This window comes from Rhizobium sp. GCM10022189, assembly GCF_042656325.1.
In the GTDB taxonomy this organism is placed as follows: domain Bacteria; phylum Pseudomonadota; class Alphaproteobacteria; order Rhizobiales; family Rhizobiaceae; genus Rhizobium.
The window spans coordinates 239,639-263,855 of the sequence record NZ_JBHSOR010000049.1; the positions used below are offsets into that span (position 1 = coordinate 239,639).

A 24,217-nucleotide genomic window follows, 5' to 3' on the forward strand; every position below is an offset into this window, starting at 1 on the left:
CAATCCGCCCGCTGCACATTCTTTTGGCGAGGTCCTATTTCTGCCGCAGTCCCCCGGTTTTCACGGGGTGGGGCTTTTCATTTTCTGTGGGCAGCTTCACAAATAGCGGCAATGATTCGATATCCAGAGGTTTTCATGGGTTTCCGTTCCCTCTCGCGGTCGCTTCTTCTGACCGCAGGCATCGCGGCCGCCGCGACGAGCCCCGTTTTCGCGCAGCAGACGCCGACGCCGGCACAGTCGCGCCCCGCCACGCCGGCTGCGAAGCCCGCCGCTCCGGCGCCGCAGGCCGCCCCGCCCGCGACCCCGAATGTCGAGCAGGTGACGCCCAGCCAGACGCAGCCGCAGGCTCCCGGCACGGTCCGTTCCAACCACGGCGCATGGTCCGTCGTCTGCGACAAGCCGGCCGGCGCCTCGACCGAGCAGTGCGCGCTGATGCAGAACGTCATCGCCGAAGACCGTCCGGAGGTGGGCCTCTCCGTCGTCATCCTGAAGACGGCCGACCGCAAGTCGAAGATCCTGCGCGTGCTGGCGCCGCTCGGCGTGCTGCTGCCCAACGGCCTCGGCCTCAATGTCGACGGCAAGGATATCGGCCGCGCCTATTTCGTGCGCTGCTTTGCGGACGGCTGCTATGCCGAAGTCGTGCTCGAGGACGAACTGCTGAAGACCTTCCGCAGCGGCGCGCAGGCAACCTTCATCGTCTTCCAGACGCCGGAGGAAGGCATCGGCATCCCCGTCGACCTCAAAGGCTTCGCGGAAGGCTACGACGCCCTGCCCTGACCGGCAGGGCTTGCTCGCGCAGCACAACGGACCTACATCGGCTATTGAGCATTCCCGCTCTTCCTGCGGAGCAAACAAGCATGACCACCGATCTCCTGACGCTTTTCGATGCCGATGAAGCGACGATGCGCAAGCATGTCGCCGAGGCGCTCTCCGGCGCCGACGACGGCGAGCTTTTCATCGAGCACGCGCAGGCGGAATCGCTGAGCTTCGACAACGGCCGCCTCAAGGGCGGCAGCTTCAATACCGAGCAGGGTTTTGGTCTGCGCGCGGTGGCCGGCGAGGCCGTCGGCTATGCGCATGCAGGGGATCTCTCCGTTTCGGCGCTGAAGCGGGCGGCCGATGCGGTCGGCGCCGTCACGCGCGGCTATTCCGGCTCCTACGCCGCCGCCCCCCAGGGCACCAACCGCAAGCTCTATACCGACGAGAACCCGATCGGCTCGCCGACCTTCGAGGAGAAGGTGAAGGTGCTGACGGATATCGACGCCTATCTGCGCGGCAAGAACGACAAGGTGCGGCAGGTCACGGCATCGGTTGCCGCAAGCTGGCAGGTGGTCGACATCCTGCGCGCCGACGGCCATCGCGTGCAGGATATCCGGCCGATGACGCGCATCAACATCTCGGTCGTGGTCGGCGAAGGCGACCGCCAGGAAAGCGGCTCCTACGGTCAGGGCGGCCGCATCGGTTTCGGCGATTTCATCGCGACCGGCAGCTGGCAGCACGGTGCGGACGAGGCGCTGCGCCAGGCGCTCGTCAATCTCGAAGCAATCGATGCGCCGGCCGGCACGATGGATGTGGTGCTCGGCTCCGGCTGGCCGGGCGTCATGCTGCACGAGGCCGTCGGCCACGGGCTTGAAGGCGACTTCAACCGCAAGAAGACGTCCGCCTTTGCAGGCCTGCTCGGCCAGATGGTGGCCGCCCCCGGCATCACCGTCGTCGACGACGGCACGATCGACAGCCGCCGCGGCTCGATCACCATCGACGACGAAGGCACGCCGTCCGCCTACAACGTGCTGATCGAAAACGGCAGGCTCGTCGGCTACATGCAGGACCGGCAGAACGCCCGGCTGATGGGCATGGCGCCGACCGGCAACGGCCGCCGCCAGGGCTATGCGCACGTGCCGATGCCGCGCATGACCAACACCTATATGCTCGGCGGCGACAAGACGCCGGAAGAGATCATCGCCTCGGTCAAGAAGGGCATTTACGCCGTCTCCTTCGGCGGCGGCCAGGTGGATATCACGTCGGGCAAGTTCGTCTTCGGCTGCACAGAGGCCTATCTCATCGAAAACGGCAAGATCGGCGCGCCGATCAAGGGCGCCATGCTGATCGGCAACGGCCCGGATGCGATGAAGCGCGTATCGATGATCGGCAACGACATGAAGCTCGATACCGGCATCGGCAATTGCGGCAAGGCCGGCCAGTGGGTTCCGGTCGGCGTCGGCCAGCCGCATCTGCGCATGGATCAGGTGACCGTCGGCGGCACACAGGCCTGAGAGGTGCTGCCATGGTCGAAATCGAAATCAGAACCTTTGCGCCTGATGATGCCGACGGCGTGATCTCCGTCATCCTGCCGATCCAGCGCGAAGAGTTCGGCATCGACATCACCGCCGACGCGCAGCCGGACCTGCGCGTCATTCCCGACTTCTATCAGTCCGGAAAGGGCCAGTTCTGGGTTGCGGTCAAAGACGGCGCCATCGTCGGCACGCTCGGCCTCAAGGATATCGGCAACAATCAGACCGCACTTCGCAAGATGTTCGTAGCGTCCGAGGTGCGCGGGCGCGAGCACGGCGTCGCCGCCCGGCTGCTCGAAGCCCTCTTTGCCCATGCCGGCAAGGTCGGCGTGACCGATATCTTCCTCGGCACGACGGACAAGTTTATCGCCGCGCACCGGTTTTACGAAAAGAACGGCTTTACAGAGGTTTCCGAGAGAGACCTGCCCCGGTCGTTTCCGCTGATGGCCGTCGACAGCAAGTTCTATCGGCGCAAGGTGGTCGCAAACTAGAGCATTTCCGGCGAAAACGGAGTCGCCTTCAATGCTCTAACTCATTGTTTTCCTGAAATTCCGGACGCAAAACCGGTTCCCACCTTTGCTGGAATTGCTTTGGCAGCGAATCAGGCGTCGGGCCTGAACTTCCATTTCCGCTCGATTGCGGCGGCGAGGTCTACCTCATGGCGCCGGGCAAAGAGCAGCACGTGGCCCAAGATATCGGCGGTCTCGTCGGCGAGGTCGCGCTCCATGTCCTCGGGCGAGCGGCCCTTGGTGCGGCCGCGGCCGGTCAGGCGGTTCCAGGCCTGGGTCAGTTCGCCCATTTCCTCCTGCAGCTTCAGCAGGAACCAGTCGGCATCGCGCTCGATGTCGTTGGCGGCGGCGTAGGCGGACGACGAGATCTCGAACTGGTCGGCGAGGCGTTGCAGCATGGCGTTCTCCTTTTGTTTATGAGGAGAGCGCCGATTCCCCGATATTGTCCAGAGCCGGCAGATCAGCCCTGGTTCGGCAGGAGCATGCAATCATAGGAGCGCTTCCTCAGCGCATCGCAGGCAGAGGTCGCGTCTTCCTTGCTCTGGAAGCCGACGAAACGGGCGCGGTAAACAGCATTGGCACCCTTGCCGACAGCTTCCGTATAGGGCGAAGCCGACAGGAGCGGCGCGCCGGCCTCGGACTGCGCCTGGGCAAGAAGCGCGCGGGCGGCATCGGCACTCGGGGCGGCGGAAATCTGGATCTGCCAGCCGCCGGCCTTGCCGGCCGGCGCCTTTGCCGTCTTGCCGGCATTCATGATCTCGTCCATTGCCGCCGGGCGCTCCAGCGGGATAACGCCGCCATCGGCAAAACCGAGCGCCTTCGGCGCCGGTGCTGCCGCATCGTCCGCAGGGCGCGGCGCGTTGGCCGGGACCGGAACATCGGCATCGTCAGCGGCGGAAGCGACCTCGACCTGCTGCTTGGCGTTGACGCTGGCGGTCAGCCCGGCGCTGCCGGAGGAAGCGCGTCCCATGTAACGGTCCAGCAATCCGGCCATCTTGGCGTCGCGGGCGCGGGCGGTGCGCCCGCCGAGCACCACGCCGACGAGGCGGCGGTTGCCGTCCCTGACGGCGCTGACGATGTTGAAGCCGGAGGCATTGGTATAGCCGGTCTTGATGCCGTCCATGCCCTGATAGCGGTACATGAGATTGTTGTGGCCGCGGATGGTCTTGCCGCGGAAATTGAAGCTGGCGATGGAGAAGAGGCGATATTCGTTCGGATAGTTCCTCATCAGCGCCACGGCGAGCGTGGACATGTCGCGTGCCGTCGTGACCTGACGCTTGTCCGGCAGGCCGGAGGCGTTGAAGAAACTGGTGCGGCTCATGCCGAGCTGGCGAGCCCTCTGGGTCATCAACCGGGCAAAATTGCTTTCCGAACCGCCGAGCTTCTCGCCCATCGCAGCGGCCGCGTCATTGGCGGATTTGACGATCATGCCGTAGACCGCCTCGCGCACGGTGATCGTACCGCCTGCCCTGACACCGAGCTTCGTCGGCGGACGGGAGGCCGCATATTTCGACATGGTGATCGGCGTGTCCCAGGTGATCTTGCCACGGTTCAACGCCTCGAAGGTGAGATAGAGCGTCATCATCTTCGTCAGCGAAGCCGGATAGTTCAGCACATCGCCGTTTTCGGAGGCGAGGACCTTGCCGGTGCGGGCATCGAGCACGAGAGAGGCGCTGCCGGCGAAGGCCGCAACGGGTGCAGAAAGTGCCAGCGTCGCGGTCAGAATGGCAGCCCAAAGCCTTCTCATGCACTTCCCCTCATTATTTCCGGCGAACCGATGCAACCGGAATATGTCCCGTATTGCGACAGATGCCCACAATCTGTCGCGACTTTGAGGCAACGGCCAAGATTTTTCCAAGCTTTTGTTCCGCTTGGTTAATGGCCGATAAAGAAACCGTTTCTCCAGTCGGATTCAGCAAGGTTTAACGGCGGCATTGCTAGCCTGTGTGACACGAATACAAAGCGGGGTCACGGAAAAAATGGGGCAGTGGAAGCGGCGCCTGAAACGCATCGCGATCGGCGGCGGGCTGGAAGCGGCGTGGCTGGCAAGTGCTGCCGGGCTCATGAAGGAGGCCCGCGGACGCGGCGTCATCTTCACGCTCCATCATGTCCGCCCGCATGTGGCGCGGCCGTTCGAGCCGAATCAACATCTTGAAATCACTCCTGAATTCCTGGATTCGGCGCTGCGGCGGCTGAAGCGGGCCGGCTATCGTTTCGTCCGGCTCGATGCGCTGCCCTCCCTCCTGTCGGACCCGCAGGACGACCGCCTGTTCGCCGCTTTCACGCTGGACGACGGATATCGCAACAATCTCGTCCATGCGCTGCCCGTCTTCGAGCGGCATGGCGCACCCTTCACCGTTTTCATAACGCAGGGTTTTGCCGAGGGCTCGCACAGCATCTGGTGGGAAACGCTGGCGCTGCTGCTCGGCAGGGAAAACAGCATCGAGTTCAATTTCGGCCGCGGCAGGGAGAGGCTGGCGCTGGATACGCCCGTCCGGAAATGGGACGCCTTCGACCGGTTCGCCGAGTTTATCCACAGGCAGGACGAAAGCCGCGCCGTCTCCGACGTCGATGCGCTGGCACGGCGACATGGAATCGAGCCGGTCGACGTGACGCGCGAACTGGTGATGGGGCCGCGGGACCTGCGGAAGCTTTCGGCAAGCCCGCTTGCCAGTCTCGGCGCGCACACGATCAGCCACAGGGCGCTCGCCCGCCTGCCGGATGCGGAAGCGCGCATCGAGATGGAAATCTCGGCGGACTACGTCGAGGAGATCACCGGCATCCGCCCTCGGGCGATCGCCTTTCCCTACGGCACGCCGGAGGCGGCAACGGATCGCGACGCCGGCCTTGCGGCAAAGCTCGGTTTCACGGTGGCGGTGACAACGCAGCCGGGTTTTCCGGCCGCGGGCCACCCCACCTACATGCCGCGCATCTCGCTCAACGGCTTTTACCAGAAGCCGCGATACGTTTCTGCGCTCGCATCAGGCATTCCATTGAAACTGCTCGGGAAATAAGGCCCCTACGGGTACATCCGCACCTTGTCCCAGGCGCCTTCGGGCGTCGGCCGGCGAAACTCGATCCGGTCGTGCAGGCGGAACTTCTGGTCTTTCCAGAACTCGATCGAGGTCGGGCGGATGCGGAAGCCGGACCAGTAGGACGGGCGCGGAATGTCGCCGATGGCGTAGCGTGCCGTATATTCGGCGACGGCCTTTTCCAGGGCAAAACGGCTTTCCAGCGGGCGCGACTGCCTGGAAGCCCAGGCGCCGATGCGGCTGCCGCGGGCGCGGGTGGCAAAATAGGCGTCGGCCTCGGCCTCGCTGACGATTTCCACAGGGCCGCGCGCGCGCACCTGCCGGCGCAGCGTTTTCCAATGGAAACACATGGCGGCTTTCTTCTGCCCCAAGATTTCGCGACCTTTCTGGCTCTCGAAATTCGTGTAGAAGACGAATCCGTTGCTATCGAAACCCTTCAGGAGAACCATGCGAACATTGGGCAGCCCCTCTTCATCGACCGTTGCCAGCGCCACGGCGTTGGGGTCGTTGAGTTCGGAAGCCTCCGCCTCCTTCAGCCATTCTCCAAAGAGCTTGAAGGGCTCCTCACTTTCAGTAAAGTCACCACCTGTTAACCCGTTTGCCGACATATTAATTCAAATCCCGAGGTTTTTTAAACTGACCCAGCCGCTCGGACTGGGGAAGGATACAGGGTGGAAGTCATAGCAAAGACACATCGCCATACAAAGGGTTCGCTGCGCCGCAGCGCCAGACTCTCCATCGTCGGTATCGCGATCCTGTCACTTTCCGGCTGCGTGGCCGGAGGGTTCGATTTCCTGAGCTCGGCAAAGGTGGATCGCTCGGTCGCAACCGGCACGGTGCCGCAGCCCGCCCCCAGTACCGATACGCTTTCCGACGAGATGACGGTGCGCAATGCCGTGACCTCGGCCGATATCCAGAAGCTCGAAGGGCAGCCGCTTCCCTGGGCGAACGCCTCCACCGGCAGCGCCGGCGTGATCGACACGATCGTGGAAAATACCGATTCCGGCCAGGTCTGCCGCCAGTTCCGCACGACGCGTCACTCCTATGTCGGCATCGCCAAATTCTACGGCAAGACCTGCCTTGTCGGCGGCGGCAACTGGCAGCTCCTGAGCTTCCAGCCGGAAAGCTGATCCCGCCCCCTTTAGCCTGTTTCGCAGCGATGCGAGCCCTGGCGCCTCAGGGTTAATGCACCGTGCCGATTCGCTTCAATGTTTAGTGAAAGACTAACCATTCGCGGCAAAACACCCCATATCCGGCTCCGGAAATAAGAAGTGATTAGCAACTCTCCCGCACGATCGCCTTTCGAGCGGGCTTTCCTGTCGCCAGAGCGGACGGGAGGGCATGCCATGAGTTGAGTTTCGGTTTCCGGGAACGGCCACGAGGTACATGCCTCCCGGATTGCGACAGCGGCGGTGCGAACAATGCGTGATCCATACAAGGTGCTGGGCGTCAAGCGCGACGCGGGTGCGGACGAAATCAAGGCGGCCTGGCGCAACATGGCCAAGGCCGTGCACCCCGATCACAATCAGGGCGACCCGACGGCGAGCGCACGTTTCGCCGAGATCGGCCGCGCCTACGAAACGCTGAAGGACCCGCGCAAGCGCAATCTTTTCGACAATGCCCTGCGCATGGCGGAAGCCAAGAAGCAGGAACAGACGATCATGCAGCAGCGCCAGGCTGCCCGCGAGGCCGCCGCCCGCGCCAAGGCGGCGCAGGCCAATGCCGAGCGCGTGATGGAAGAGCTCGCACGCGCCAACGCCAGCGCGCAGAAGGCCGCCGCCGCCGGCGCAAGACAGCAGCAGGCCGGCGCATCCGAAGCCGCGGAAGAAATGGTCGAACGCATTTTTGGCGCGCAGGCCGCCCGCGCCGCCGGCGCACAGGGCCAGTCGCAGACCCATTCCCAGCAGGCGCACGCTCAGCAGGCCCATCCTCAGCAAACGCAGGCCAAGCCGCATGCGGCCGACGCGGCAAGGCCGCCTGAACACGAAACGACGGACTCCGAAGCCGCCAGGGCGGAAGAGGAGCACATGGACGCCGCCGTTGCCGCCGGCGCCAACATGTCGCTGCCGCTCAGCCTGCTCACCTCGCTCGTGCGCCGCTTCACCGGTGCCGGCCAGCCGGGCCTGGAGAAGGCTCCCGACGAGGTGGCGACCGCGACGGTGACGATCGAAGACATCATGAACGGAAGCTGGACGACGGTTTCCCTTCCCGAGGGACGCGAAGTGGGCTTCGCCCTGCCCGCCGGCACGACCGAGGGCCATCAGATCCGGCTCAAGGGCCAGGGCTTCAAGCTGCCGGGCATGCAGCGCGGCGATGCCGTCATCAATATCCACATCGCGCCCGATGCGCGTTTTTCCGTCGACGGTTTCGACGTGCATGCCGTGCTGCCGCTCAACATCGAAAACGCGGTGCTCGGCACCGAGGCGCGCGTGGACGGCCCGCTTGGGCCGGTCAACGTGACGGTGCCGGCCTGGTCCGGTTCCGACAAGACGATCCGCATCCCCGGTCAGGGCCTGCCCAACGACAGCGGCGGAAAAGGCGATCTCGTCGTCGAGTTGCGTATTATGTTGTGGGAAAAGCCCGACGCAAAAGTCACGGACCTCATGCGCAGCATGCGTGAAGGGCTGTTTTTATGAAATTTCGGTGACAATCGCACCCTTTGTTACGATCCCTAACAGTTGATGATCTTTGGCCTGCTTGAACCGATTAACGGCCTATGCCATAGGCAGGATCATCAGAATTCCTAGGGAAGCGAAATATGGCTCAAGCATCCGGCCTCATGGCAGGCAAACGCGGCGTCATCATGGGTGTCGCCAACAATCGTTCGATTGCGTGGGGTATTGCCAAGGCCATTCATGCGCAGGGCGGAGAAGTTGCATTCACCTATCAGGGTGACGCCCTGAAGAAGCGCGTGGAGCCGCTGGCCGCTGAAATCGGCGCCGTCATGGTCGGCCATTGCGACGTGAGCGACGAATCCACGATCGATGCGGTGTTCGAGAATGTCGAGAAACTGTGGGGCAAGATCGATTTCATCGTGCATGCGATCGGCTTCTCCGACAAGGACGAACTGACCGGCCGTTACGTCGATACGACGCCCGACAACTTCGCCAAGACGATGCAGATCTCCGTCTATTCCTTCACCTCGGTCGCTCGCCGCGCCGAGAAGCTGATGACGGAAGGCGGCTCGATGCTCACCCTCACCTATTACGGTGCGGAAAAGGTGATGCCGAACTACAACGTCATGGGTGTCGCCAAGGCTGCCCTCGAAGCGAGCGTCAAATATCTCGCCGTCGATCTCGGACCGAAGAACATCCGCGTCAACGCCGTTTCGGCCGGCCCGATCAAGACGCTTGCCGCCTCCGGCATCGGCGATTTCCGCTACATCCTCAAGTGGAACGAATACAATGCGCCGCTGCGCCGTACCGTGACGATCGAGGAAGTGGGCGATGTCGGCCTCTATCTTCTCTCGGACCTGTCGCGTTCGGTGACGGGTGAAGTGCATCACGCCGACAGCGGCTATCATGTCATCGGCATGAAGGCTGTGGACGCGCCGGATATTTCTGTCATCAAGGACTGATCGTCCTTCCCCAAGCGGAGCCGATCCCCGTGCTTATCTATGTGATCAGACACGGCCAGACCGACTGGAATGCGGAACGCCGCCTGCAGGGGCAGAAGGATATTCCGATCAACGCGATCGGCCGCGAACAGGCAAGACAGAACGGGATCGCCCTTGCGGCGATCCTGAAGGGCAAGGACGGCGAATTCGATTTCGTCGCCAGCCCGCTCGGGCGCACGCGCGAAACCATGGAGATCATGCGATCGGCCATGGGGCTGCCGCCCAAGGACTACCGCACAGACGAGCGGCTGGTCGAAGTCTCCTTCGGCGACTGGGAAGGCTATACGCTGAAGCAGCTCAGGGCCTCGCAGGCCGAGCGCGTGAGCGAACGCAACATCAACAAGTGGGATTTCATTCCGCCGGGCGAGGATGCGGAAAGCTACGAGATCATGTCGTGGCGCACCGGCGCCTGGCTGAATTCGGTCGACAGGCCGACCGTGTGCGTCACCCATGGCGGCGTCATCAGAAGCCTGTTCAAAATGATTTCCAACCTGCCGAAGGACGTCGCCTCGGAGGGTGAAATCCCGCAAGACCGGATCTTGAGGATCGAGACGTCGCAGGGCCAGATCGGCTGGATCTGAGCCCGTGTGGCCGCTTACTTGACGATGTCGAGATCGTTGATGACGCGCTTGCCGTCGACTTCCGTGTAGAAAATCACCACCTTGACGCCGGCCTTCAGCCCCTCGAAATCGAATTCGGCAGGCGCCTGATAGGTCTTGCCGTCATCGAGCGTCAGCACGAGATTGGTCGTGTCGACCTTCTTGATCGTCGCCTCGACATCGGCGCTCTCGGCAAAACTGTTCATGGGCGACAGAAAATTTGCCGTGGCCAGAAGCGTAGCAATAACGAAACGCATGTCGGCAATCCCTTTGAAACGCTGCCGTAGATATCGAATGGCCACAGATAAACTCCTGAATATGGCGAAAATTGCCCGGAAGAATGGCTTTGCGCGCCCAATTGATGAATAGGATTTTACGGATAATCAAGAGGCTCTGTTCACCGTCTTTTTCTCTCTGTTTGCGCGATTTAGCAGGCCCGAATTCGCGCAATCGTAAATTAACTCCTGCACCCTACAGTCAGCCCGAATGTAGGGGTGGGTGATTTGCAATCTCGGCTGAGCAACGGCAACCAGCTGCGGCGTATTCTGAAGAATACGCGCGTTTCCCTGCTGGTTTCCGCCCTGGTGGCGGTCGTCGTTATTGCCGTCGGCTTCGCCCTCGACCGAGCCAATACTGCCGCCTACCTGCGCGAGCTGCAAATCCGCACGGAAAACGAGACGAACCTGATCCGCGCCCGCATGACGGCGCAGATCAACATGGACATTACCGCCGTCCGCGACCTTTCCAACCTGATCTCGCTGAGCACGCAGGCAAACGAGGTCGAGATGGAGCGGCAGATCAACTGGCTGCTGATCCAGAACCCGCATTTCATCCATATCGCGCTCGCGCCGGATTTCATCGTCCGGTCGGTCTTTCCGGCGCAATCGGGCAAGGACAGGATCGGCAAGGACGTGCGCGAGCGGCTGATGGAACGCATGTCGATCAGCCGCAATTCGGGCGACCAGTCGGCCCGCTTCTACGGTCCCTTCAGGACGACGGACGGGGAAGACGCCTTTGCGATCTTCTTTCCTGTCTTCGTCAAGCAGAACGGCCAGCGCCGCATCTGGGGCGCGGTCGAAGTGGTCATCGACCAGGACATGTTCTACGAGGCGACGGGCCTGAAGCCGGCGCGCAACAGCGAAAACCAGGAGCGCTACCCGCATCTCGACCATCTGTCGATCGCCGTGCGCGACATCGGCGTGCCCGACGAGACGGCCGCGCCCTTCTTCGGTCCCGCCGATATTTACGGCATGCAACCGCTGCGGCGCAAAATCAGCTTCGCGGGCGGGCGGTGGGAACTGGCGGCGGTGCCGAACGGCGGATGGCATGCCGTGCCCGAAAACCAGACCGAACTGCGGCTGATCATCGTGGCCGCGGGCTGCGTGATCATCATCCCGATTTTTTTCGCCACCCTGCTGCTTGGCGAGCGCAACCGCAATATCGCCGAGCTCGAGGCCCGCGAGGCCAAGCTTCTGGAACTGTCGCAGCGCCTCAACCTGGCGCTGGAATCCTCGCGGATCGGCATATGGGAACTGCAGGAAAACGCCACCAGCCTTGCCTGGGACGCCCGCGCCTCCACCCTTCACGGCCTCAAGGCCGTCGAAGGCAGCCGGCCGCTGGAAGTGTGGCTTTCGACGATCGTGCCCGAGGACCGGGAAATCGCCGAGGTTCATTTCCTGGGCTGCAGCATCGCCGGAGAGGCCTGCACGGCACAGTACCGGGTAACGCGCGAGGACGGCCGTATCCGCCACCTGCGCTCCATCGGCGCCTTCTATACCGATGCCGGCGGCACCGGGAAGACGATCGGCATCGTCTGGGACGTGACGGCGGATGCGGAAGTCACCAACACGCTTCGCCTCGCCAAGGAAACGAGCGAACTCAAGAATGCCGAGCTGGAACTGGCGCTGGAGGAACTGTCAAGCCGCGAGGCGGAGCTTTCCGAGCTTTCCGGCAAGCTCGACCTGGCGCTCGATTCCTATCAATGCGGCATCTGGGAAGCCGTTCTCGGCAAGGCCGGCTCGATCTGGGACGAGCGCATGCACGAACTCTACGGATTGAAGCAGAGCAATGCCTTCGTCACCGAAGAGACCTGGCTCTCCCGCATCCACCCCGACGACCGCGGGCTGGCGCTCGAAAGCGCACGGCATTTCAAGCAGGTCGGGGATACGCATACGCTGGTCTGCCGCGTACCCGACGAAAACGGCGGCGTGCGCTATGTGCGTTCGGTCGGCAAGGTGCACCGTACGCCGACCGGCGAGATGAAGATCATCGGCATCGCCTTCGATTCCACCGAGGACGCCCTGATGACGCTGCGCCTCAAGGCCGCCAAGGACGAGGCGATCGCGAAAAATATCGAACTTGAACTCGCCAAGAACAGGATCGAGCACAATTCGCTGCACGACCCGCTGACTTCGCTCGCCAACCGCCGCAAGCTCGATATCGCGCTGGAAACCCTCACCGACGCCGGCCGCAGCGAGCGGCAGAAATTCGCGATCCTGCATATCGATCTCGACCGATTCAAGGAAATCAACGACACGCTGGGCCACGCCGCCGGCGACGCGATGCTGGTGCATGCGTCGCGCGTGCTTTCCAGGAACCTGCGCGACAGCGACGTCGTCGCCCGCATCGGCGGCGACGAATTCGTCATCCTCTCCTTCGACGCGGGCGACGGGGACATGGCGGAGCTTGCCGGCCGCATCATCGAGGAAATGCGCCAGCCGATCGATTTCCAGGGCTTTGCCTGCCGCTGCGGCGTGTCGATCGGCATTGCGCTGGCAAACGGCATCCATGTCGACGCCCGCAAGGTGCTGATCAACGCCGATATCGCGCTCTACCGCGCCAAGAGCCTCGGCCGCAACCGCTTCGAATTCTTCAATCACAATCTGCAGGCCGATATCATCAACAACAAGCGCACGGCCGACGAGATCCTCGCCGGCATCGACAATGGCGAGTTCACGGCCTGGTACCAGCCGCAGTTCTGCGCCCGCTCGATGAAGCTGACCGGCGTCGAGGCGCTGGTGCGCTGGCGCCATCCCTCCAGGGGCCTGCTGACGCCCGACAAATTCCTGCGCATCGCCGACGAGATCAACGTCGTGCAGACGCTCGACCGCATCGTGCTGGAGACGGCGCTGCGCGACAAGATGCGCTGGGCCGCGCAGGGCATCCATGTGCCGAAAATCTCCGTCAACGTTTCGGCCCGGCGCCTGCATGACGGCAGCCTGCTGGAATCGCTTGGCGACCTGCAGATCGGCCCCGGCGAAATCTCCTTCGAGCTGGTGGAATCCATCTTCCTCGACGAGAGCGAGGACGTCGTTTCGCAGAACCTCGAACGGATCAAGGCGCTCGGCATCGATATCGAGATCGACGATTTCGGCACGGGCCATACGTCGATCGTCTCGCTGCTGAAGCTCAAGCCGAAGCGCCTGAAGATCGACCGGCAGCTCGTGCAGCCGATCGTCGCCTCCTCGCAGGAGCGCGCGCTCGTCAGCTCCATCATCGACATTGCCCGTTCGCTCGGCGTCGAAACCGTGGCCGAGGGCGTCGAGACGCTTGACCATGCCGAACTGCTGCGCGATCTCGGCTGCGATCTGCTGCAGGGCTACGCCTTCGCACGCCCCCTCTCCTTCGACGATTTTTCCATCGAGGCGCGCGGCACGGCCTGGCTGCTGGCGTCCTGACGCCGGAACGTGCGAGGCCATCCCCGGCAGAGGCCGGAAATACCATTTCCCCGATCGCGCCTTCAGGCGCAAAGAAAGGCTTTTGCCTGAACGGCTTTTTGGCCTATGAGTGTCGCGCCTTTTTACGTAGTGGCGCGGCCGGTGACGACTGGTTTCGCGCATCCGGCGGGAACACATGTCGCACAATACATTCGGTCATCTCTTCCGTGTAACCACCTGGGGCGAAAGCCACGGGCCGGCGCTCGGCGCCGTCGTCGACGGCTGCCCTCCGGGGCTGCGCTTCAAGCTCGAGGACCTGCAGGTCTGGCTCGACAAGCGCAAGCCCGGCCAGAGCCGCTTCGTCACCCAGCGACGCGAGGACGATCTGGTCAAGGTTCTCTCCGGCGTGATGATGGATGCCGACGGCGAGACGATGATTTCGACCGGCACGCCGATTTCCATGCTGATCGAGAATACCGACCAGCGCTCCAAGGACTATGGCGAGATCGCCCGGCAATACCGCCCCGGCCATGCCGACTATACCTACGACACGAAATACGGCATCCGCGACTATCGCGGCGGCGGCCGTTCGTCCGCCCGCGAGACGGCAGCAAGGGTCGCCGCCGGCGGCATCGCCCGGCTCGTCGTGCCCGGCGTTACCATCCGCGGCGCGCTGGTGCAGATCGGCAAACACAAGATCAACCGCGCCAACTGGGACTGGGATCAGGTCGGGCAGAATCCCTTCTTCGCGCCCGATGCCGAGATCGTGCCGGTCTGGGAAGACTATCTCGACGGCATCCGCAAGGCCGGCTCCTCCATCGGCGCCGTCATCGAAGTGATCGCCGAAGGTGTACCGGCCGGCCTCGGCGCGCCGATCTACGGCAAGCTCGACCAGGATATCGCCTCGCTCCTGATGTCGATCAACGCCGTCAAGGGTGTCGAGATCGGCAACGGCTTTGCGGCGGCCGAGACGAGCGGCGAGGACAATGCCGACGAGATGCGCATGGGCAATGACGGCAAGCCGATCTTCCTGTCCAACAATGCCGGCGGCATCCTCGGCGGCATCTCGACCGGCCAGCCGGTCGTCGCCCGCTTCGCCGTCAAGCCGACCTCCTCCATTCTCACCGAACGGCAGTCGATCGATGCGGACGGCAAGAATGTCGATATCCGCACCAAGGGCCGTCACGACCCCTGCGTCGGCATCCGCGCGGTGCCGATCGGCGAGGCGATGGTCGCCTGCGCCATTGCCGACCATTATCTTCGCGACCGCGGCCAGACCGGCCGGCTGAAATAGGACCAGTCCCATGCCTTACGATCAGAAACGCGTTGTCGATGCTATCAGGGCTTTCGAAGCCGGCGAGATCGTCGTCGTCATGGACGACAACGACCGTGAAAACGAGGGCGACCTGATCGTTGCCGCCGTGCATGCGACGCCGGAAAAGATGGCCTTCATCGTGCGCCATACGTCCGGCATCGTCTGCGCGCCGATGCCGAAGGAGGAGGCCAAGCGCCTGAACCTCAACGCCATGGTGGCGGAAAACGATTCCGCGCATACCACCGCCTTTACGGTTTCGGTCGATTTCAAGCACGGCACGACAACGGGCATTTCCGCCGACGACCGCACGCTGACGGTGCGCAACCTTGCCAATCCGAATGTCGGCGCAGCCGATTTCGTCCGCCCCGGCCATATCTTCCCGCTCGTTTCGCGCGAAGGCGGCGTGCTGATGCGCTCGGGCCATACGGAAGCGGCGGTCGATCTCTGCAAGCTTGCCGGCCTGCCGCCGATCGGCGTCATCTGCGAACTCGTCAATGACGACGGCACGGTGACGCGTGGCCAGCAGGTTGTGGATTTTGCCGAACAGCACGGGCTGAAGCTCGTCTCGGTCGCCGATCTCATCGCCTATCGCCAGCGCAAGGAAACGCTGATCGAGCTCGGCTCGAGCTTCGATATCGAAACGCCGTTCGGCAAGGCCAAGGCGCATACCTATTCCCTGCCCTGGGATCCGATGCAGCATCTGGCCGTCGTTTTCGGCGATATCCGCGACGGCGTCGATATCCCGGTGCGCCTGCATCCGGAAAACGTGGCCGACGACCTGTTCGGCAAGCGCAAGCCGGTCGATTTCTACATGCAGAAGATCGCCGAAGCGGGTCGCGGCATCATTGTCTACCTGCGCGAAGGTTCCGTCGGCGTCGGCCATTACGACAATGGCCGCAAGGCGCGCAACCAGGGCCGCGAAGCTCATGCCGAAGCGCAGACACGCGACAGCGAATGGCTGGAAATCGGCCTCGGCGCGCAGATCCTGAAGGACCTCGGCGTCGGCTCGATCAAGCTTCTGACCAGCCGCGAGCGCCATTATGTCGGCCTGGAAGGCTTCGGCATCAAGATTTCCAAGACCGAGATCTGCTGATCGGCACCTTCTCCCGCGCGGGGAGAAGGCGGCCCGAAGGGTCGGATGAGGGGGTCTCTCGTGCTGCCCTCGCCATAATTCGCCCTTGGCGTTTGCCGCCCCCTTATCCGGCTGCTGCACCTTCTCCCCGGTCTGAACACCGGTGGGGCGAAGGCCTATCCCTTCCAGCCGTCGAGATAGACGACCTTTTCCACGCCGGCGAAACGGGCCAGACGCTCCAGCTCGGCTTCCAGCTTTTCCAGCCGTCCGGCCGATGGCCTGACGCGCGGCTCCAGCCACAGGCGCTTCACGTCGAGCGTGCCCTTCCTGCGGTCGGCCTTCATGTCGATGCGGCCGATCAGCCTGTCGCCTTCCAGGAGCGGGAAAACGTAATAGCCATATTCGCGCTTCGGTTCCGGCACGAAGATCTCGATGCGATAGAAAAAGCCGAACAGTCTTTCTGTCCGGTTTCGGTCGCGGATCATCGGGTCAAACGGGCTGAGCACCCGGATTCGGGCCGGGGCTTCCGGATAGGCATCGAGCGTGCCGAGGAAATCGGCAAAGGCCCATGAGGCGCGCGGCTTGCCGCCGAGCGCCGGCTCGATCAGCACTTCGACCAGTGCGTCGCGGTGCCCGGCCACCCAGGCCTTGGCCTCGTCCGGCGACAGCAGATCCCAGAAGGCGGCGATTTCGCCGTGGGTGGCAAAGCCGAGGCGGGAAAGCGCGCTGCGACAGGCCCAGTCGACGAATTCCTCGCGGCTGACCTCCGGCTCGTGGAATTCGGCGGGAATGACGCGCTCGGCAAGATCGTAGATCTTCTGGAAATTGGAGCGGCCGGCAATGGCGAATTTGCCGGTGCGCCAGAAATATTCGAGCGCCGTCTTGTTCGGGTGCCAGTTCCACCAGCCGCCGGAGACATGGCCGTCCGCCTTCATGTCGCGGGCAAGGATCGCCCCGTCCTTCACCACCCGGTCGTAGGTCTCCTCGAAGGAGGCTTCGAAACCCTCGCCGCGCCATTTGCGCCAGCGCTCGACGATCGCCAGTTCCTCGGCGCGGAACTTGTGCTTCCAGTATTTGAAGAAGGCGCTCGGCAGGATGGAGGCATCATGCGTCCAGTGTTCGAAGAGCGCGCCGTCCTTTTCCAGAAGCGCGGTCAGGTGTTCGCGCCGGTAGGTCTGGTTGCGGGAAAAGAGGATCTGATGGTGGGCGCGCTCGACGGTCTGGATACTGTCCACCTGTACGAAGCCGAGATCGTGGATGAGGTCCAGCAGGCCGGCCTTGGTCAATGCGCGGTTCGGCGGGGCGCTCAGCCCCTGCTTGGCAAGAAAGACGCGGCGGGCATCGGAATTGGAAAGAAGATTCGTCATGGCGCCATCATAGCGCGGAAAATCTTCCTAGCCACCCGATAGCATATTTGCGACGCGCCGATTTTGATCCTTTATCGCATCGTCACGGCCTTATAGAAGCAGGGCTCCAACAAGGGGAGCATCATTGGATATTCGTTTCGAGAGCGCAGGCGCCAGTTTCGGAGCAAGGGTCGCGGTCGAGCCGCTGACATTGTCTCTCACCGAACACCGCCTCGGCATCATCGGCCTCAACGGTTCGGGCAAGACGACCTTCGCGCGGATGATCAACGGGCTGATGAAACCCACGACCGGCAAGGTCCTCGTCAACGGAAAGGATACGCGCGAGGCGAAGGCGGCGCTTGCCGATGTCGGCTTCATCTTCCAGTCGCCGCAGAACCAGATCATCCTGCCGATCGTCAGGGACGATATCGCTTTCGGGCTGAAAGGCCGCGGCCTCAGCAAGGCGGAGATCGAGCGCCAAGTCGAGCGCGTGCTTTCCCGCTTCAATGCCGAGGCACTGGCCGATCGCCGCGCGCACGAGCTTTCCGGCGGCGAGCTGCAGATCGCCGCCCTCTGCTCGGTGCTGGCGACCGGCCCCGATATACTGATCCTCGACGAGCCGACCAACCAGCTCGATCTTAGAAACCGCGTGCTGGTGCAGAAGACGATCGAGGGGCTGGAAGAAAACGTCGTCGTCATCACCCACGATCTCGAGCTGATTTCCGGCTTCGAGCGGGTGCTGCTGTTCCACGACGGCAAGCTGGCAGCCGATGCGCCGGCGGCCGAAGCGATCGCACGCTACAGGGAGCTTGCTGCCTGATGCAATCGTTCTATGTCGAAGGCAACAGCGCGCTGCACCGGCTTTCGCCTCGGGTCAAGATCGTCTCGCTGTTCCTGCTCGGCTTCCTGCTTTTCATCGGCGGCAATCTTTCCCTGCTTGCCGCCGTCACGCTGCTGACGGCGCTGATCTACGGCAGCGTCGGCCTGTCGTTGAGGCAATCGGCCGCCCGGTTGCGGCCCATCTTCCTGACGATTGCGGTCGTGGCTCTCTTCACCCTCATCGTCAACCCCTGGCACGAGGCGCTGGCGACGCTTCTGCGGCTGACGGCCCTGATGCTGTTTGCCGCCGCGGTCACGGCCACGACGACGATCACCCAGTTCATGGACGAGATAGCAGCACTTGCCCGCCCGCTGGAGCGGACGGGCTGGGTGAGAGCCGACGACATAGGGCTCGCCGTCGGCCTCGTCCTGCGGTTCGTGCCAGACATCGTGGCCCGCTACCACGCGATCGGCGAGGCGCATGCGGCACGCGGGCTGAAGGTGCGGGCGACGACGATCCTTATCCCGCTCATCATTCTGACGCTCAGGGATGCGGATAACATCGCGGCTGCGATTGACGCGCGCGGCATTCGGCGGCATGTCAGTTAACGATTCATGAACTGGAGATGACGATGAGCACGCGCGACCTCGTTCTTGCCGCCCTTTTCGCCGCTATTATCGTGGCTCTCGGCCTGCTGCCGCCGATCTATCTCGGCTTTATCCCGGTGCCGATCACGGCCCAATCGCTCGGCGTGATGATGGCAGGCGTCGTGCTCGGCGCGAGGCGCAGCGTGGTTGCCGTGCTGATCGTGCTGGTGCTTGTCGCAGTCGGCCTGCCGGTGCTTTCGGGCGGTCGCGGCGGCTTTGCCGCTTTCGTGGCTCCGACATCAGGCTTCCTGTACGGCTGGGCCTTTGCCGCTTTCGTCACGGGCTTTCTCAGCGAACGGCTTGTCCGTGCAGAGCAGTCCGGCCTCGTGCAGACGGTCAGCTTCTTCCTGGCCGCGATGATCGGCGGTATCGTCGTGCTCTACGCTTTCGGCATCGCCTATCTCGCCTTCGCCACCGATACGACCCTGAAGCAGGCATTCGTCGGCAGCATGGCCTTCATTCCCGGCGACGTCGTCAAGGCTTTTGTCGCAGCGCTCGTGGGCCGCGCCGTCATGGCCGGATATCCGCTGCTGCCGATCCGCGCCTGATCCTTCCCGCTGATCGGGAAGGCGCTAATCCAGAAAACCGTAGAGCCAGTCGCGCGTCTCTTCGGGGAGCGCGGCCGGCGAGCCGTCGTCGCGGCTGCGTGCCTGCCAGGTGATTTCGACCTCGGCGGCCCGTTCGTCGTCGATCTCGGCGGCGATGAGGAAGCCGATGGAGCGCACGCCGATCTTGTCGACGGCGGCGGTGAACGTCACGGCCTCATGGTAGTGCAGCGGCCGGTGAAGGATGCAGGAAACCTTGGCGGCAGTATAGGCAGGCTCGTCCTCCACGTCCGGTCTCAACGACCAGAAGCCCGCGAGTGCGGATTCGGCATAGGAAATATAGGAGGCCAGAAACATCTGGCCGTTCATGTCCACATCACGAAACGGTACTCGTATGTCCACCACATCCGGGCGGTTCGTCTTACTCATTTACTGGTCTGCCTTGCAGGTTTTCCCGGTAAGCCTAGCGAGGGGGTCCGGCGAAGTAAACGAAACAATTAAAATAGCGTAAACGGCGGGTGGCGGGCCGTTAACCGCGACGACGCGGCTTGTTGAAATCAACGCACAGCGCCCCATCTCGTGTGGATCATGACATATACGATCGATAGAGTGCCGGCATGAGCACCCGTCTTTACGAACATCCGATCTTTCTCGAGCACGTGACCCCATCGGGCCATCCCGAACGCTCCGACCGTATCCGTGCGCTGAATGTGGCGCTGGAGCATCCGAATTTCGGGCGGCTGGACCGCAGGCAGGCGCCGCAGGCCAATGAAGACGCGGTGCTGCTTGCCCATCCGGAGGAGCACCTGATCGCCGTCATGCGGCAGATCCCGGAAGAGGAAGACCGGATCAACCAGCTCGAAGCCGATACCTATGCCAGCCAGAAGAGCCTGCAGGCGGCGCTGACCGGCATTGGCGGGGCGATGGCGGCCATCGACGACGTGTTCCGCGGCAAGGCCGACAATGTCTTCGTCGCGGCCCGCCCGCCGGGGCACCATGCCGAAAAGATGGCGGCCATGGGCTTCTGCTTCTTCAACAATGCGGCGATTGCCGCCCGCCATGCGCAGAAGGCGCACGGCGCGGAACGTGTCGCCATCGTCGACTGGGACGTGCATCACGGCAACGGCACGCAGGATATTTTCTGGGACGATCCCTCAGTGCTGTTCTGCTCCACCCACCAGATGCCGCTCTATCCCGGTACGGGCGCCAAGGACGAAAACGGCGCGCATGGCACGATCGTCAATGCGCCGCTGTCGCCCAATGTCGGCAGCGACCATTTCCGCGAGGCGTTCAAATCGCGCGTGCTGCCGGCGCTGAACGACTTCCGCCCGGACCTCATCATCATCTCGGCCGGCTTCGACGCGCATCACCGCGATCCGCTGGCGCAGATCAACCTGACGGGCGAGGATTTCGACTGGGCGACGGGGCGGCTTCTGGAGGTTGCCGACCGCAGCGCCAATAACCGGGTCGTCAGCCTGCTCGAAGGCGGTTATGATCTGGAGGGACTCGCCGAGTCGGCGGGCATGCATATCCTCAGAATGATGAAGGGTTGAGAATGACTGACAGCGCCAAGCCGGAGGTTTCCGGCCTCTCCTTCGAAAAGGCGGTTGCCGAACTCGAAAGCATCGTTGCGCGCCTCGAACGCGGCGACGTGGCGCTGGACGAATCCATCGAGATCTACGAGCGCGGCGAAGCGCTGAAGAAGCATTGCGAGACGCTGCTTTCGGCCGCCGAGAACCGCATCGAGAAGATCCGTCTCGACCGCGCCGGCAAGCCGCAGGGCGTGGAACCGCTCGACGGCGCCTGACGAACGGCGAAACTCTCCCCAAGCCGCTTGGCGACCCACTTCCGACCGATCTATGATCCCCTTTCAAGAAAAAGGGGGACTGAGCGATGACGGACAGATTGAAGGACAAGGTCGCCATTATCTCGGGCGGCGCGACCGGCATGGGAGGGGCCGCCTCCAGGCTCTTTGCGGCCGAAGGCGCGCGGGTTGCGATCATCGACCGCAACGGCGAGGCAGCCGCCGAAACCGTCAGGCAGATCCGCGACGCCGGCGGCGAGGCCGATTTCTGGACGGCCGACGTTTCGCAAGAGGCGGCCGTCAATGCCGCCGTCACCGATGTCGAACAGCGTTTCGGCCCTGTCACCGTCCTGTTCAACCATGCCGGCACGATCGTCATCAAGCCGTTCCTGGAAACCACGCTGCAGGAATGGGACTGGCTGCACGCCGTCAACGTGCGCTCCATGTTCCTGATGACCAAGGCCGTGCTGCCGAGGATGATCGAGGCCGGCGGCGGATCGATTGTCTGCACGTCCTCGATCTCGGCGGTCGCCGCCACGCCGATGGAGGTGCTCTACGATACGACCAAGGGCGCGGTGCATATGTTCGCGCGCGCCATCGCGGTGGAATTCCGCGACCGCAACATCCGCTGCAATGCCGTCTGCCCCGGCTTCATCCGCACGCCGCACGGCCTGCGGGAAGTGAAGGAGCTGCAGGCGCATGGCGTCGATGTTTCCGATGCGGCGATTGCCGCCCAGCAGGGGCGGATCGGCGAGCCGGAGGATGTCGCCCGTGCCGCACTCTATCTTGCCAGCGACGAATCGAGCTTCGTCAACGGTGCGCATCTGTTCGTCGACAACGGCTTTACCGCGATCTGACGAGCCCTCTTGCGACATCTCGGGAGACGCTGATTCCAGCCACCGGAAGCAGCGCCAAGGCTATTTCAGGCCGACGACGACGCGGGCCGCCCTTCCGGTCATGCCGGGAGCGGAGCCCTTGGCGATGGCATGATCCTATTTTTCCTTGGGCTGCGGACTTTCCGGAAGGAGGAGGCCACTGTAGGCCGAAAACCTGGTGTAGGTCGTGCGGGCATAGACTTCCGGCAGATTGAGCTTCATCGCCTCCCGCATGGGCTGCGGTGCTTCGGATCCGGCAAGGCGGGCCGTATCGCGGCCGAAAAGGAACCCTGTCGAACCCGTGGACACGATATCGACGATACCAGCATCGACGATTTCACCCTGGCCGATCACGATGGAGTTGTCTCCGAGCAATGGGATCTGGGGCTTGTCCCCGTTCTCGCCCATCCATCCGAGATTGGCGGACCCCATCGCCGCGTTGTTGTTGCCGTTGTCGCAATAGACCATGGTGATGATATAGCGACCGGATTCGATTGCCCGGAACGACGTGCGGATGTCCTCAACGGCAGCGGCCTTGGCAACCGCAGGCAGGTTGAACGTCATCATCTGAAGCGAAAGCTTGGCGAAGTCCTTCAATGCCGCATTGCCATAAACGCCGGTAGGCTGTCCTATCTCGACGAAGGGTCCCGGATCGATCCTGCCATCGACGACCTTCTGGAGGCGAACGCGTCCGCGCGCGCAATATACGCCGTCCCAAGAGACACGCACCACGGCTGCCGCGCCTTTCTCCTGAACCATGGATTGCGCCCGCTTGCCGGCGGCCTTGGCGCTCTCGCTCATTTTCAGCGAATTGGGATTTGCCGCGCAGGATGAAAGAACGGTCAGGGCCGCAATCAGGCCGGCAGCCAGCAGTCGCTTATTTCTCATTTTAAATCCGTAGTATCCAATATGTCGTGCATATTCATGGCCATCAAATGCCTCTTTTGGTTGCAGTTACCTCAACCACAAGCAAGGATTTTTCGCTTTCATACATCGTAAAAGTGTACTTTGGTGAAGGAGTCATTTATGGGAAAGAACAGATTGAGCGGTCCGCATACCGGGTCTTGTGGTGGAGCTTGCCTCCGTCGCTGTTCCGGCTAAGGTGCGCCGTCCGAACGGAGACCCGTCATGTCCTTCTTCCCCGGTAAAGATCCCCTGCCCGGCGACGCCTTAGCCTGCGATGCGATCGAGAACCTGATCATTCCGCGCAGCAGCGATATCGGCGGGTTCCAGGTGCGTCGCGCCCTGCCGACGCGCCAGCGCCGGCTTGTCGGGCCGTTCATCTTCTTCGACCGCATGGGGCCGGCGATCCTGAAGCCGGACGAGGCGCTGGACGTGAAGCCGCATCCGCATATCGGGCTTTCGACCGTCACCTATCTCTTCGACGGCGAAATCCGCCATCGTGACAGTCTCGGCACCGAAAAGGTCATCCGCCCCGGCGACATCAACCTGATGACGGCCGGCCGCGGCATCGTGCATTCGGAGCGCACGCCGGACAACCTGCGAGGCCATCCGCTGTCCATGTCCGGGCTGCAGACATGGCTGGCGCTGCCCGACGACAAGGAGGAGATCGACCCGTCCTTCGCCCATACCGAAAAGAGCGACATGCCGGTCATCGACGAGGGCGGCGTTGCCGGCCGCGTCGTCATCGGCTCGTTCGAGGGGCTGAGCTCGCCAGTCAAGGTCTTCACCGATACGCTCTATGCCGATATCGCCCTGCAGCCGGGCTCGAAATTTCCCTTCGGTGCTGCCCACGAAGAGCGCGCGATCTATGTGCTCTCGGGCGAGGTCGTCATTGCCGGCGACAGGTTTGCGGCAGACCAGCTTCTCGTCTTCCGGCCGGGGGACTCGATCACGCTGGAAGCCGGCGCGCAAGGCTGTCACCTGATGCTGTTCGGGGGTGCTGCGCTCAATTCCAGGCGCTACATATGGTGGAATTTCGTTTCCTCCTCAAAGGAGCGCATCGAGAAGGCCAAGGAGGAATGGCGCACCGGCCGCTTCGATATCGTTCCCGGCGACGAAGAGGAATTCGTGCCTTTGCCGGAGGGCTGAAGTGCACTAAGGTGAAAATCTTGCGGTTATGCAAAAGT

Annotated in this window: 25 protein-coding genes; 18 read left to right on the plus strand and 7 right to left on the minus strand. The window is 63.0% G+C overall.

From position 1 onward, the window contains the following. The first annotated feature begins 111 nt into the window (after positions 1-111). From ACFPWW_RS22295 to ACFPWW_RS22305, 3 genes are all read left to right on the plus strand, one after another. Complete coding sequence (locus tag ACFPWW_RS22295) at positions 112-777, plus strand: invasion associated locus B family protein (protein WP_377313236.1); 666 nt, start codon at positions 112-114, stop codon at positions 775-777. A gap of 80 nt (positions 778-857) precedes the next feature. Next, the gene (gene tldD / locus ACFPWW_RS22300; protein ID WP_377313237.1) at positions 858-2,273 is read left to right on the plus strand and encodes a metalloprotease TldD; all 1,416 of its coding nucleotides are present in this window, start codon (positions 858-860) and stop codon (positions 2,271-2,273) included. A gap of 11 nt (positions 2,274-2,284) precedes the next feature. Next, on the plus strand, positions 2,285-2,782 hold the full coding sequence (locus ACFPWW_RS22305; protein ID WP_112758201.1) for a GNAT family N-acetyltransferase: 498 nt from the start codon (positions 2,285-2,287) through the stop codon (positions 2,780-2,782). Positions 2,783-2,892: 110 nt separating this feature from the next. Here the strand turns inward: ACFPWW_RS22305 and ACFPWW_RS22310 are convergent, their stop codons facing one another. After that, the gene (locus ACFPWW_RS22310; protein WP_112704312.1) at positions 2,893-3,198 is read right to left on the minus strand and encodes a pyrophosphatase; all 306 of its coding nucleotides are present in this window, start codon (positions 3,196-3,198) and stop codon (positions 2,893-2,895) included. A gap of 62 nt (positions 3,199-3,260) precedes the next feature. After that, on the minus strand, positions 3,261-4,547 hold the full coding sequence (locus ACFPWW_RS22315; RefSeq protein WP_377313238.1) for a D-alanyl-D-alanine carboxypeptidase family protein: 1,287 nt from the start codon (positions 4,545-4,547) through the stop codon (positions 3,261-3,263). Positions 4,548-4,779: 232 nt separating this feature from the next. Between ACFPWW_RS22315 and ACFPWW_RS22320 the strand changes: the two genes are divergently transcribed. Then, positions 4,780-5,814, plus strand: a complete 1,035-nt coding sequence (locus ACFPWW_RS22320) for a polysaccharide deacetylase family protein (protein WP_377313239.1) — start codon at positions 4,780-4,782, stop codon at positions 5,812-5,814. Between the two features lie 5 nt (positions 5,815-5,819). On the opposite strand, the gene pdxH is transcribed toward ACFPWW_RS22320, so the two are convergent. Further along, positions 5,820-6,440, minus strand: coding sequence for a pyridoxamine 5'-phosphate oxidase (gene pdxH / locus ACFPWW_RS22325; protein WP_377313240.1), 621 nt, complete (start codon positions 6,438-6,440; stop codon positions 5,820-5,822). A 63-nt stretch (positions 6,441-6,503) separates the two neighbouring features. Here pdxH and ACFPWW_RS22330 point away from each other — a divergent pair, with 63 nt between their 5' ends. The 4 genes from ACFPWW_RS22330 to ACFPWW_RS22345 all read left to right on the plus strand — a co-directional run bounded on the left by ACFPWW_RS22330 (position 6,504) and on the right by ACFPWW_RS22345 (position 10,029). Next, entirely contained in the window at positions 6,504-6,962 is a 459-nt protein-coding gene (locus tag ACFPWW_RS22330) for an RT0821/Lpp0805 family surface protein (RefSeq protein WP_112573381.1), read from the plus strand. Between the two features lie 291 nt (positions 6,963-7,253). Further along, entirely contained in the window at positions 7,254-8,468 is a 1,215-nt protein-coding gene (locus tag ACFPWW_RS22335) for a J domain-containing protein (RefSeq protein ID WP_377313241.1), read from the plus strand. Positions 8,469-8,590: 122 nt separating this feature from the next. Further along, positions 8,591-9,409, plus strand: coding sequence for an enoyl-ACP reductase FabI (gene fabI, locus ACFPWW_RS22340; protein WP_112573377.1), 819 nt, complete (start codon positions 8,591-8,593; stop codon positions 9,407-9,409). Positions 9,410-9,438: 29 nt separating this feature from the next. Next, a complete protein-coding gene (locus tag ACFPWW_RS22345) occupies positions 9,439-10,029 on the plus strand; it encodes a histidine phosphatase family protein (protein WP_112573375.1) in 591 nt (196 codons plus the stop codon). A gap of 14 nt (positions 10,030-10,043) precedes the next feature. Here the strand turns inward: ACFPWW_RS22345 and ACFPWW_RS22350 are convergent, their stop codons facing one another. Beyond that, positions 10,044-10,304: a DUF1344 domain-containing protein gene (locus ACFPWW_RS22350; protein WP_112573373.1), complete on the minus strand. Its 261-nt coding sequence runs from the start codon at positions 10,302-10,304 to the stop codon at positions 10,044-10,046. 246 nt (positions 10,305-10,550) lie between these two features. On the opposite strand from ACFPWW_RS22350, the gene ACFPWW_RS22355 reads away from it, so the two are divergent. The 3 genes from ACFPWW_RS22355 to ribB all read left to right on the plus strand — a co-directional run bounded on the left by ACFPWW_RS22355 (position 10,551) and on the right by ribB (position 16,111). Continuing rightward, entirely contained in the window at positions 10,551-13,724 is a 3,174-nt protein-coding gene (locus ACFPWW_RS22355) for an EAL domain-containing protein (RefSeq protein ID WP_377313242.1), read from the plus strand. A 175-nt stretch (positions 13,725-13,899) separates the two neighbouring features. Beyond that, on the plus strand, positions 13,900-14,997 hold the full coding sequence (gene aroC / locus ACFPWW_RS22360) for a chorismate synthase (RefSeq protein ID WP_112704316.1): 1,098 nt from the start codon (positions 13,900-13,902) through the stop codon (positions 14,995-14,997). Between the two features lie 10 nt (positions 14,998-15,007). Next, entirely contained in the window at positions 15,008-16,111 is a 1,104-nt protein-coding gene (gene ribB, locus ACFPWW_RS22365) for a 3,4-dihydroxy-2-butanone-4-phosphate synthase (protein ID WP_112573367.1), read from the plus strand. A gap of 155 nt (positions 16,112-16,266) precedes the next feature. Here the strand turns inward: ribB and ACFPWW_RS22370 are convergent, their stop codons facing one another. Beyond that, the gene (locus ACFPWW_RS22370; protein ID WP_377313243.1) at positions 16,267-17,457 is read right to left on the minus strand and encodes a winged helix-turn-helix domain-containing protein; all 1,191 of its coding nucleotides are present in this window, start codon (positions 17,455-17,457) and stop codon (positions 16,267-16,269) included. A 124-nt stretch (positions 17,458-17,581) separates the two neighbouring features. Between ACFPWW_RS22370 and ACFPWW_RS22375 the strand changes: the two genes are divergently transcribed. The 3 genes from ACFPWW_RS22375 to ACFPWW_RS22385 are packed head-to-tail and all read left to right on the plus strand — an operon-like array spanning position 17,582 to position 19,451. Continuing rightward, positions 17,582-18,256, plus strand: coding sequence for an energy-coupling factor ABC transporter ATP-binding protein (locus tag ACFPWW_RS22375; RefSeq protein WP_112758183.1), 675 nt, complete (start codon positions 17,582-17,584; stop codon positions 18,254-18,256). After that, the gene (locus ACFPWW_RS22380; RefSeq protein WP_112573361.1) at positions 18,256-18,864 is read left to right on the plus strand and encodes a CbiQ family ECF transporter T component; all 609 of its coding nucleotides are present in this window, start codon (positions 18,256-18,258) and stop codon (positions 18,862-18,864) included. The genes ACFPWW_RS22375 and ACFPWW_RS22380 overlap by 1 nt, the downstream gene beginning before the upstream one ends. A 23-nt stretch (positions 18,865-18,887) precedes the next feature. Beyond that, on the plus strand, positions 18,888-19,451 hold the full coding sequence (locus tag ACFPWW_RS22385) for a biotin transporter BioY (RefSeq protein ID WP_113414471.1): 564 nt from the start codon (positions 18,888-18,890) through the stop codon (positions 19,449-19,451). A 24-nt stretch (positions 19,452-19,475) separates the two neighbouring features. On the opposite strand, the gene ACFPWW_RS22390 is transcribed toward ACFPWW_RS22385, so the two are convergent. After that, positions 19,476-19,877, minus strand: coding sequence for an acyl-CoA thioesterase (locus tag ACFPWW_RS22390; RefSeq protein WP_112573357.1), 402 nt, complete (start codon positions 19,875-19,877; stop codon positions 19,476-19,478). A 188-nt stretch (positions 19,878-20,065) separates the two neighbouring features. Here ACFPWW_RS22390 and ACFPWW_RS22395 point away from each other — a divergent pair, with 188 nt between their 5' ends. The 3 genes from ACFPWW_RS22395 to ACFPWW_RS22405 all read left to right on the plus strand — a co-directional run bounded on the left by ACFPWW_RS22395 (position 20,066) and on the right by ACFPWW_RS22405 (position 22,109). Next, complete coding sequence (locus ACFPWW_RS22395) at positions 20,066-21,001, plus strand: histone deacetylase family protein (RefSeq protein WP_377313244.1); 936 nt, start codon at positions 20,066-20,068, stop codon at positions 20,999-21,001. 2 nt (positions 21,002-21,003) lie between these two features. Then, positions 21,004-21,255: an exodeoxyribonuclease VII small subunit gene (locus ACFPWW_RS22400; RefSeq protein WP_003545921.1), complete on the plus strand. Its 252-nt coding sequence runs from the start codon at positions 21,004-21,006 to the stop codon at positions 21,253-21,255. An 86-nt stretch (positions 21,256-21,341) separates the two neighbouring features. Next, positions 21,342-22,109: an SDR family NAD(P)-dependent oxidoreductase gene (locus ACFPWW_RS22405; protein WP_112573353.1), complete on the plus strand. Its 768-nt coding sequence runs from the start codon at positions 21,342-21,344 to the stop codon at positions 22,107-22,109. A gap of 135 nt (positions 22,110-22,244) precedes the next feature. On the opposite strand, the gene ACFPWW_RS22410 is transcribed toward ACFPWW_RS22405, so the two are convergent. Continuing rightward, positions 22,245-23,015: a hypothetical protein gene (locus ACFPWW_RS22410; protein ID WP_377313245.1), complete on the minus strand. Its 771-nt coding sequence runs from the start codon at positions 23,013-23,015 to the stop codon at positions 22,245-22,247. A 240-nt stretch (positions 23,016-23,255) separates the two neighbouring features. On the opposite strand from ACFPWW_RS22410, the gene ACFPWW_RS22415 reads away from it, so the two are divergent. After that, positions 23,256-24,179, plus strand: a complete 924-nt coding sequence (locus tag ACFPWW_RS22415) for a pirin family protein (protein ID WP_377313246.1) — start codon at positions 23,256-23,258, stop codon at positions 24,177-24,179. The last annotated feature ends 38 nt before the right edge of the window (positions 24,180-24,217 follow it).

Excerpts from the sequence above, each read along its gene's own strand:
- ACFPWW_RS22390 (WP_112573357.1), bottom strand. The coding sequence starts at position 19,877 with ATGAGTAAGACGAACCGCCCGGATGTGGTGGACATACGAGTACCGTTT.
- ACFPWW_RS22310 (WP_112704312.1), bottom strand. The coding sequence starts at position 3,198 with ATGCTGCAACGCCTCGCCGACCAGTTCGAGATCTCGTCGTCCGCCTAC.
- fabI (WP_112573377.1), top strand. The coding sequence starts at position 8,591 with ATGGCTCAAGCATCCGGCCTCATGGCAGGCAAACGCGGCGTCATCATG.
- ACFPWW_RS22405 (WP_112573353.1), top strand. The coding sequence starts at position 21,342 with ATGACGGACAGATTGAAGGACAAGGTCGCCATTATCTCGGGCGGCGCG.
- aroC (WP_112704316.1), top strand. The coding sequence starts at position 13,900 with ATGTCGCACAATACATTCGGTCATCTCTTCCGTGTAACCACCTGGGGC.
- ACFPWW_RS22295 (WP_377313236.1), top strand. The coding sequence starts at position 112 with ATGATTCGATATCCAGAGGTTTTCATGGGTTTCCGTTCCCTCTCGCGG.
- ACFPWW_RS22320 (WP_377313239.1), top strand. The coding sequence starts at position 4,780 with ATGGGGCAGTGGAAGCGGCGCCTGAAACGCATCGCGATCGGCGGCGGG.
- ACFPWW_RS22335 (WP_377313241.1), top strand. The coding sequence starts at position 7,254 with ATGCGTGATCCATACAAGGTGCTGGGCGTCAAGCGCGACGCGGGTGCG.
- ribB (WP_112573367.1), top strand. The coding sequence starts at position 15,008 with ATGCCTTACGATCAGAAACGCGTTGTCGATGCTATCAGGGCTTTCGAA.
- tldD (WP_377313237.1), top strand. The coding sequence starts at position 858 with ATGACCACCGATCTCCTGACGCTTTTCGATGCCGATGAAGCGACGATG.
- ACFPWW_RS22315 (WP_377313238.1), bottom strand. The coding sequence starts at position 4,547 with ATGAGAAGGCTTTGGGCTGCCATTCTGACCGCGACGCTGGCACTTTCT.
- ACFPWW_RS22350 (WP_112573373.1), bottom strand. The coding sequence starts at position 10,304 with ATGCGTTTCGTTATTGCTACGCTTCTGGCCACGGCAAATTTTCTGTCG.
- ACFPWW_RS22380 (WP_112573361.1), top strand. The coding sequence starts at position 18,256 with ATGCAATCGTTCTATGTCGAAGGCAACAGCGCGCTGCACCGGCTTTCG.
- ACFPWW_RS22305 (WP_112758201.1), top strand. The coding sequence starts at position 2,285 with ATGGTCGAAATCGAAATCAGAACCTTTGCGCCTGATGATGCCGACGGC.
- ACFPWW_RS22415 (WP_377313246.1), top strand. The coding sequence starts at position 23,256 with ATGTCCTTCTTCCCCGGTAAAGATCCCCTGCCCGGCGACGCCTTAGCC.
- ACFPWW_RS22385 (WP_113414471.1), top strand. The coding sequence starts at position 18,888 with ATGAGCACGCGCGACCTCGTTCTTGCCGCCCTTTTCGCCGCTATTATC.
- ACFPWW_RS22370 (WP_377313243.1), bottom strand. The coding sequence starts at position 17,457 with ATGACGAATCTTCTTTCCAATTCCGATGCCCGCCGCGTCTTTCTTGCC.
- ACFPWW_RS22395 (WP_377313244.1), top strand. The coding sequence starts at position 20,066 with ATGAGCACCCGTCTTTACGAACATCCGATCTTTCTCGAGCACGTGACC.
- ACFPWW_RS22400 (WP_003545921.1), top strand. The coding sequence starts at position 21,004 with ATGACTGACAGCGCCAAGCCGGAGGTTTCCGGCCTCTCCTTCGAAAAG.
- pdxH (WP_377313240.1), bottom strand. The coding sequence starts at position 6,440 with ATGTCGGCAAACGGGTTAACAGGTGGTGACTTTACTGAAAGTGAGGAG.
- ACFPWW_RS22410 (WP_377313245.1), bottom strand. The coding sequence starts at position 23,015 with ATGAGAAATAAGCGACTGCTGGCTGCCGGCCTGATTGCGGCCCTGACC.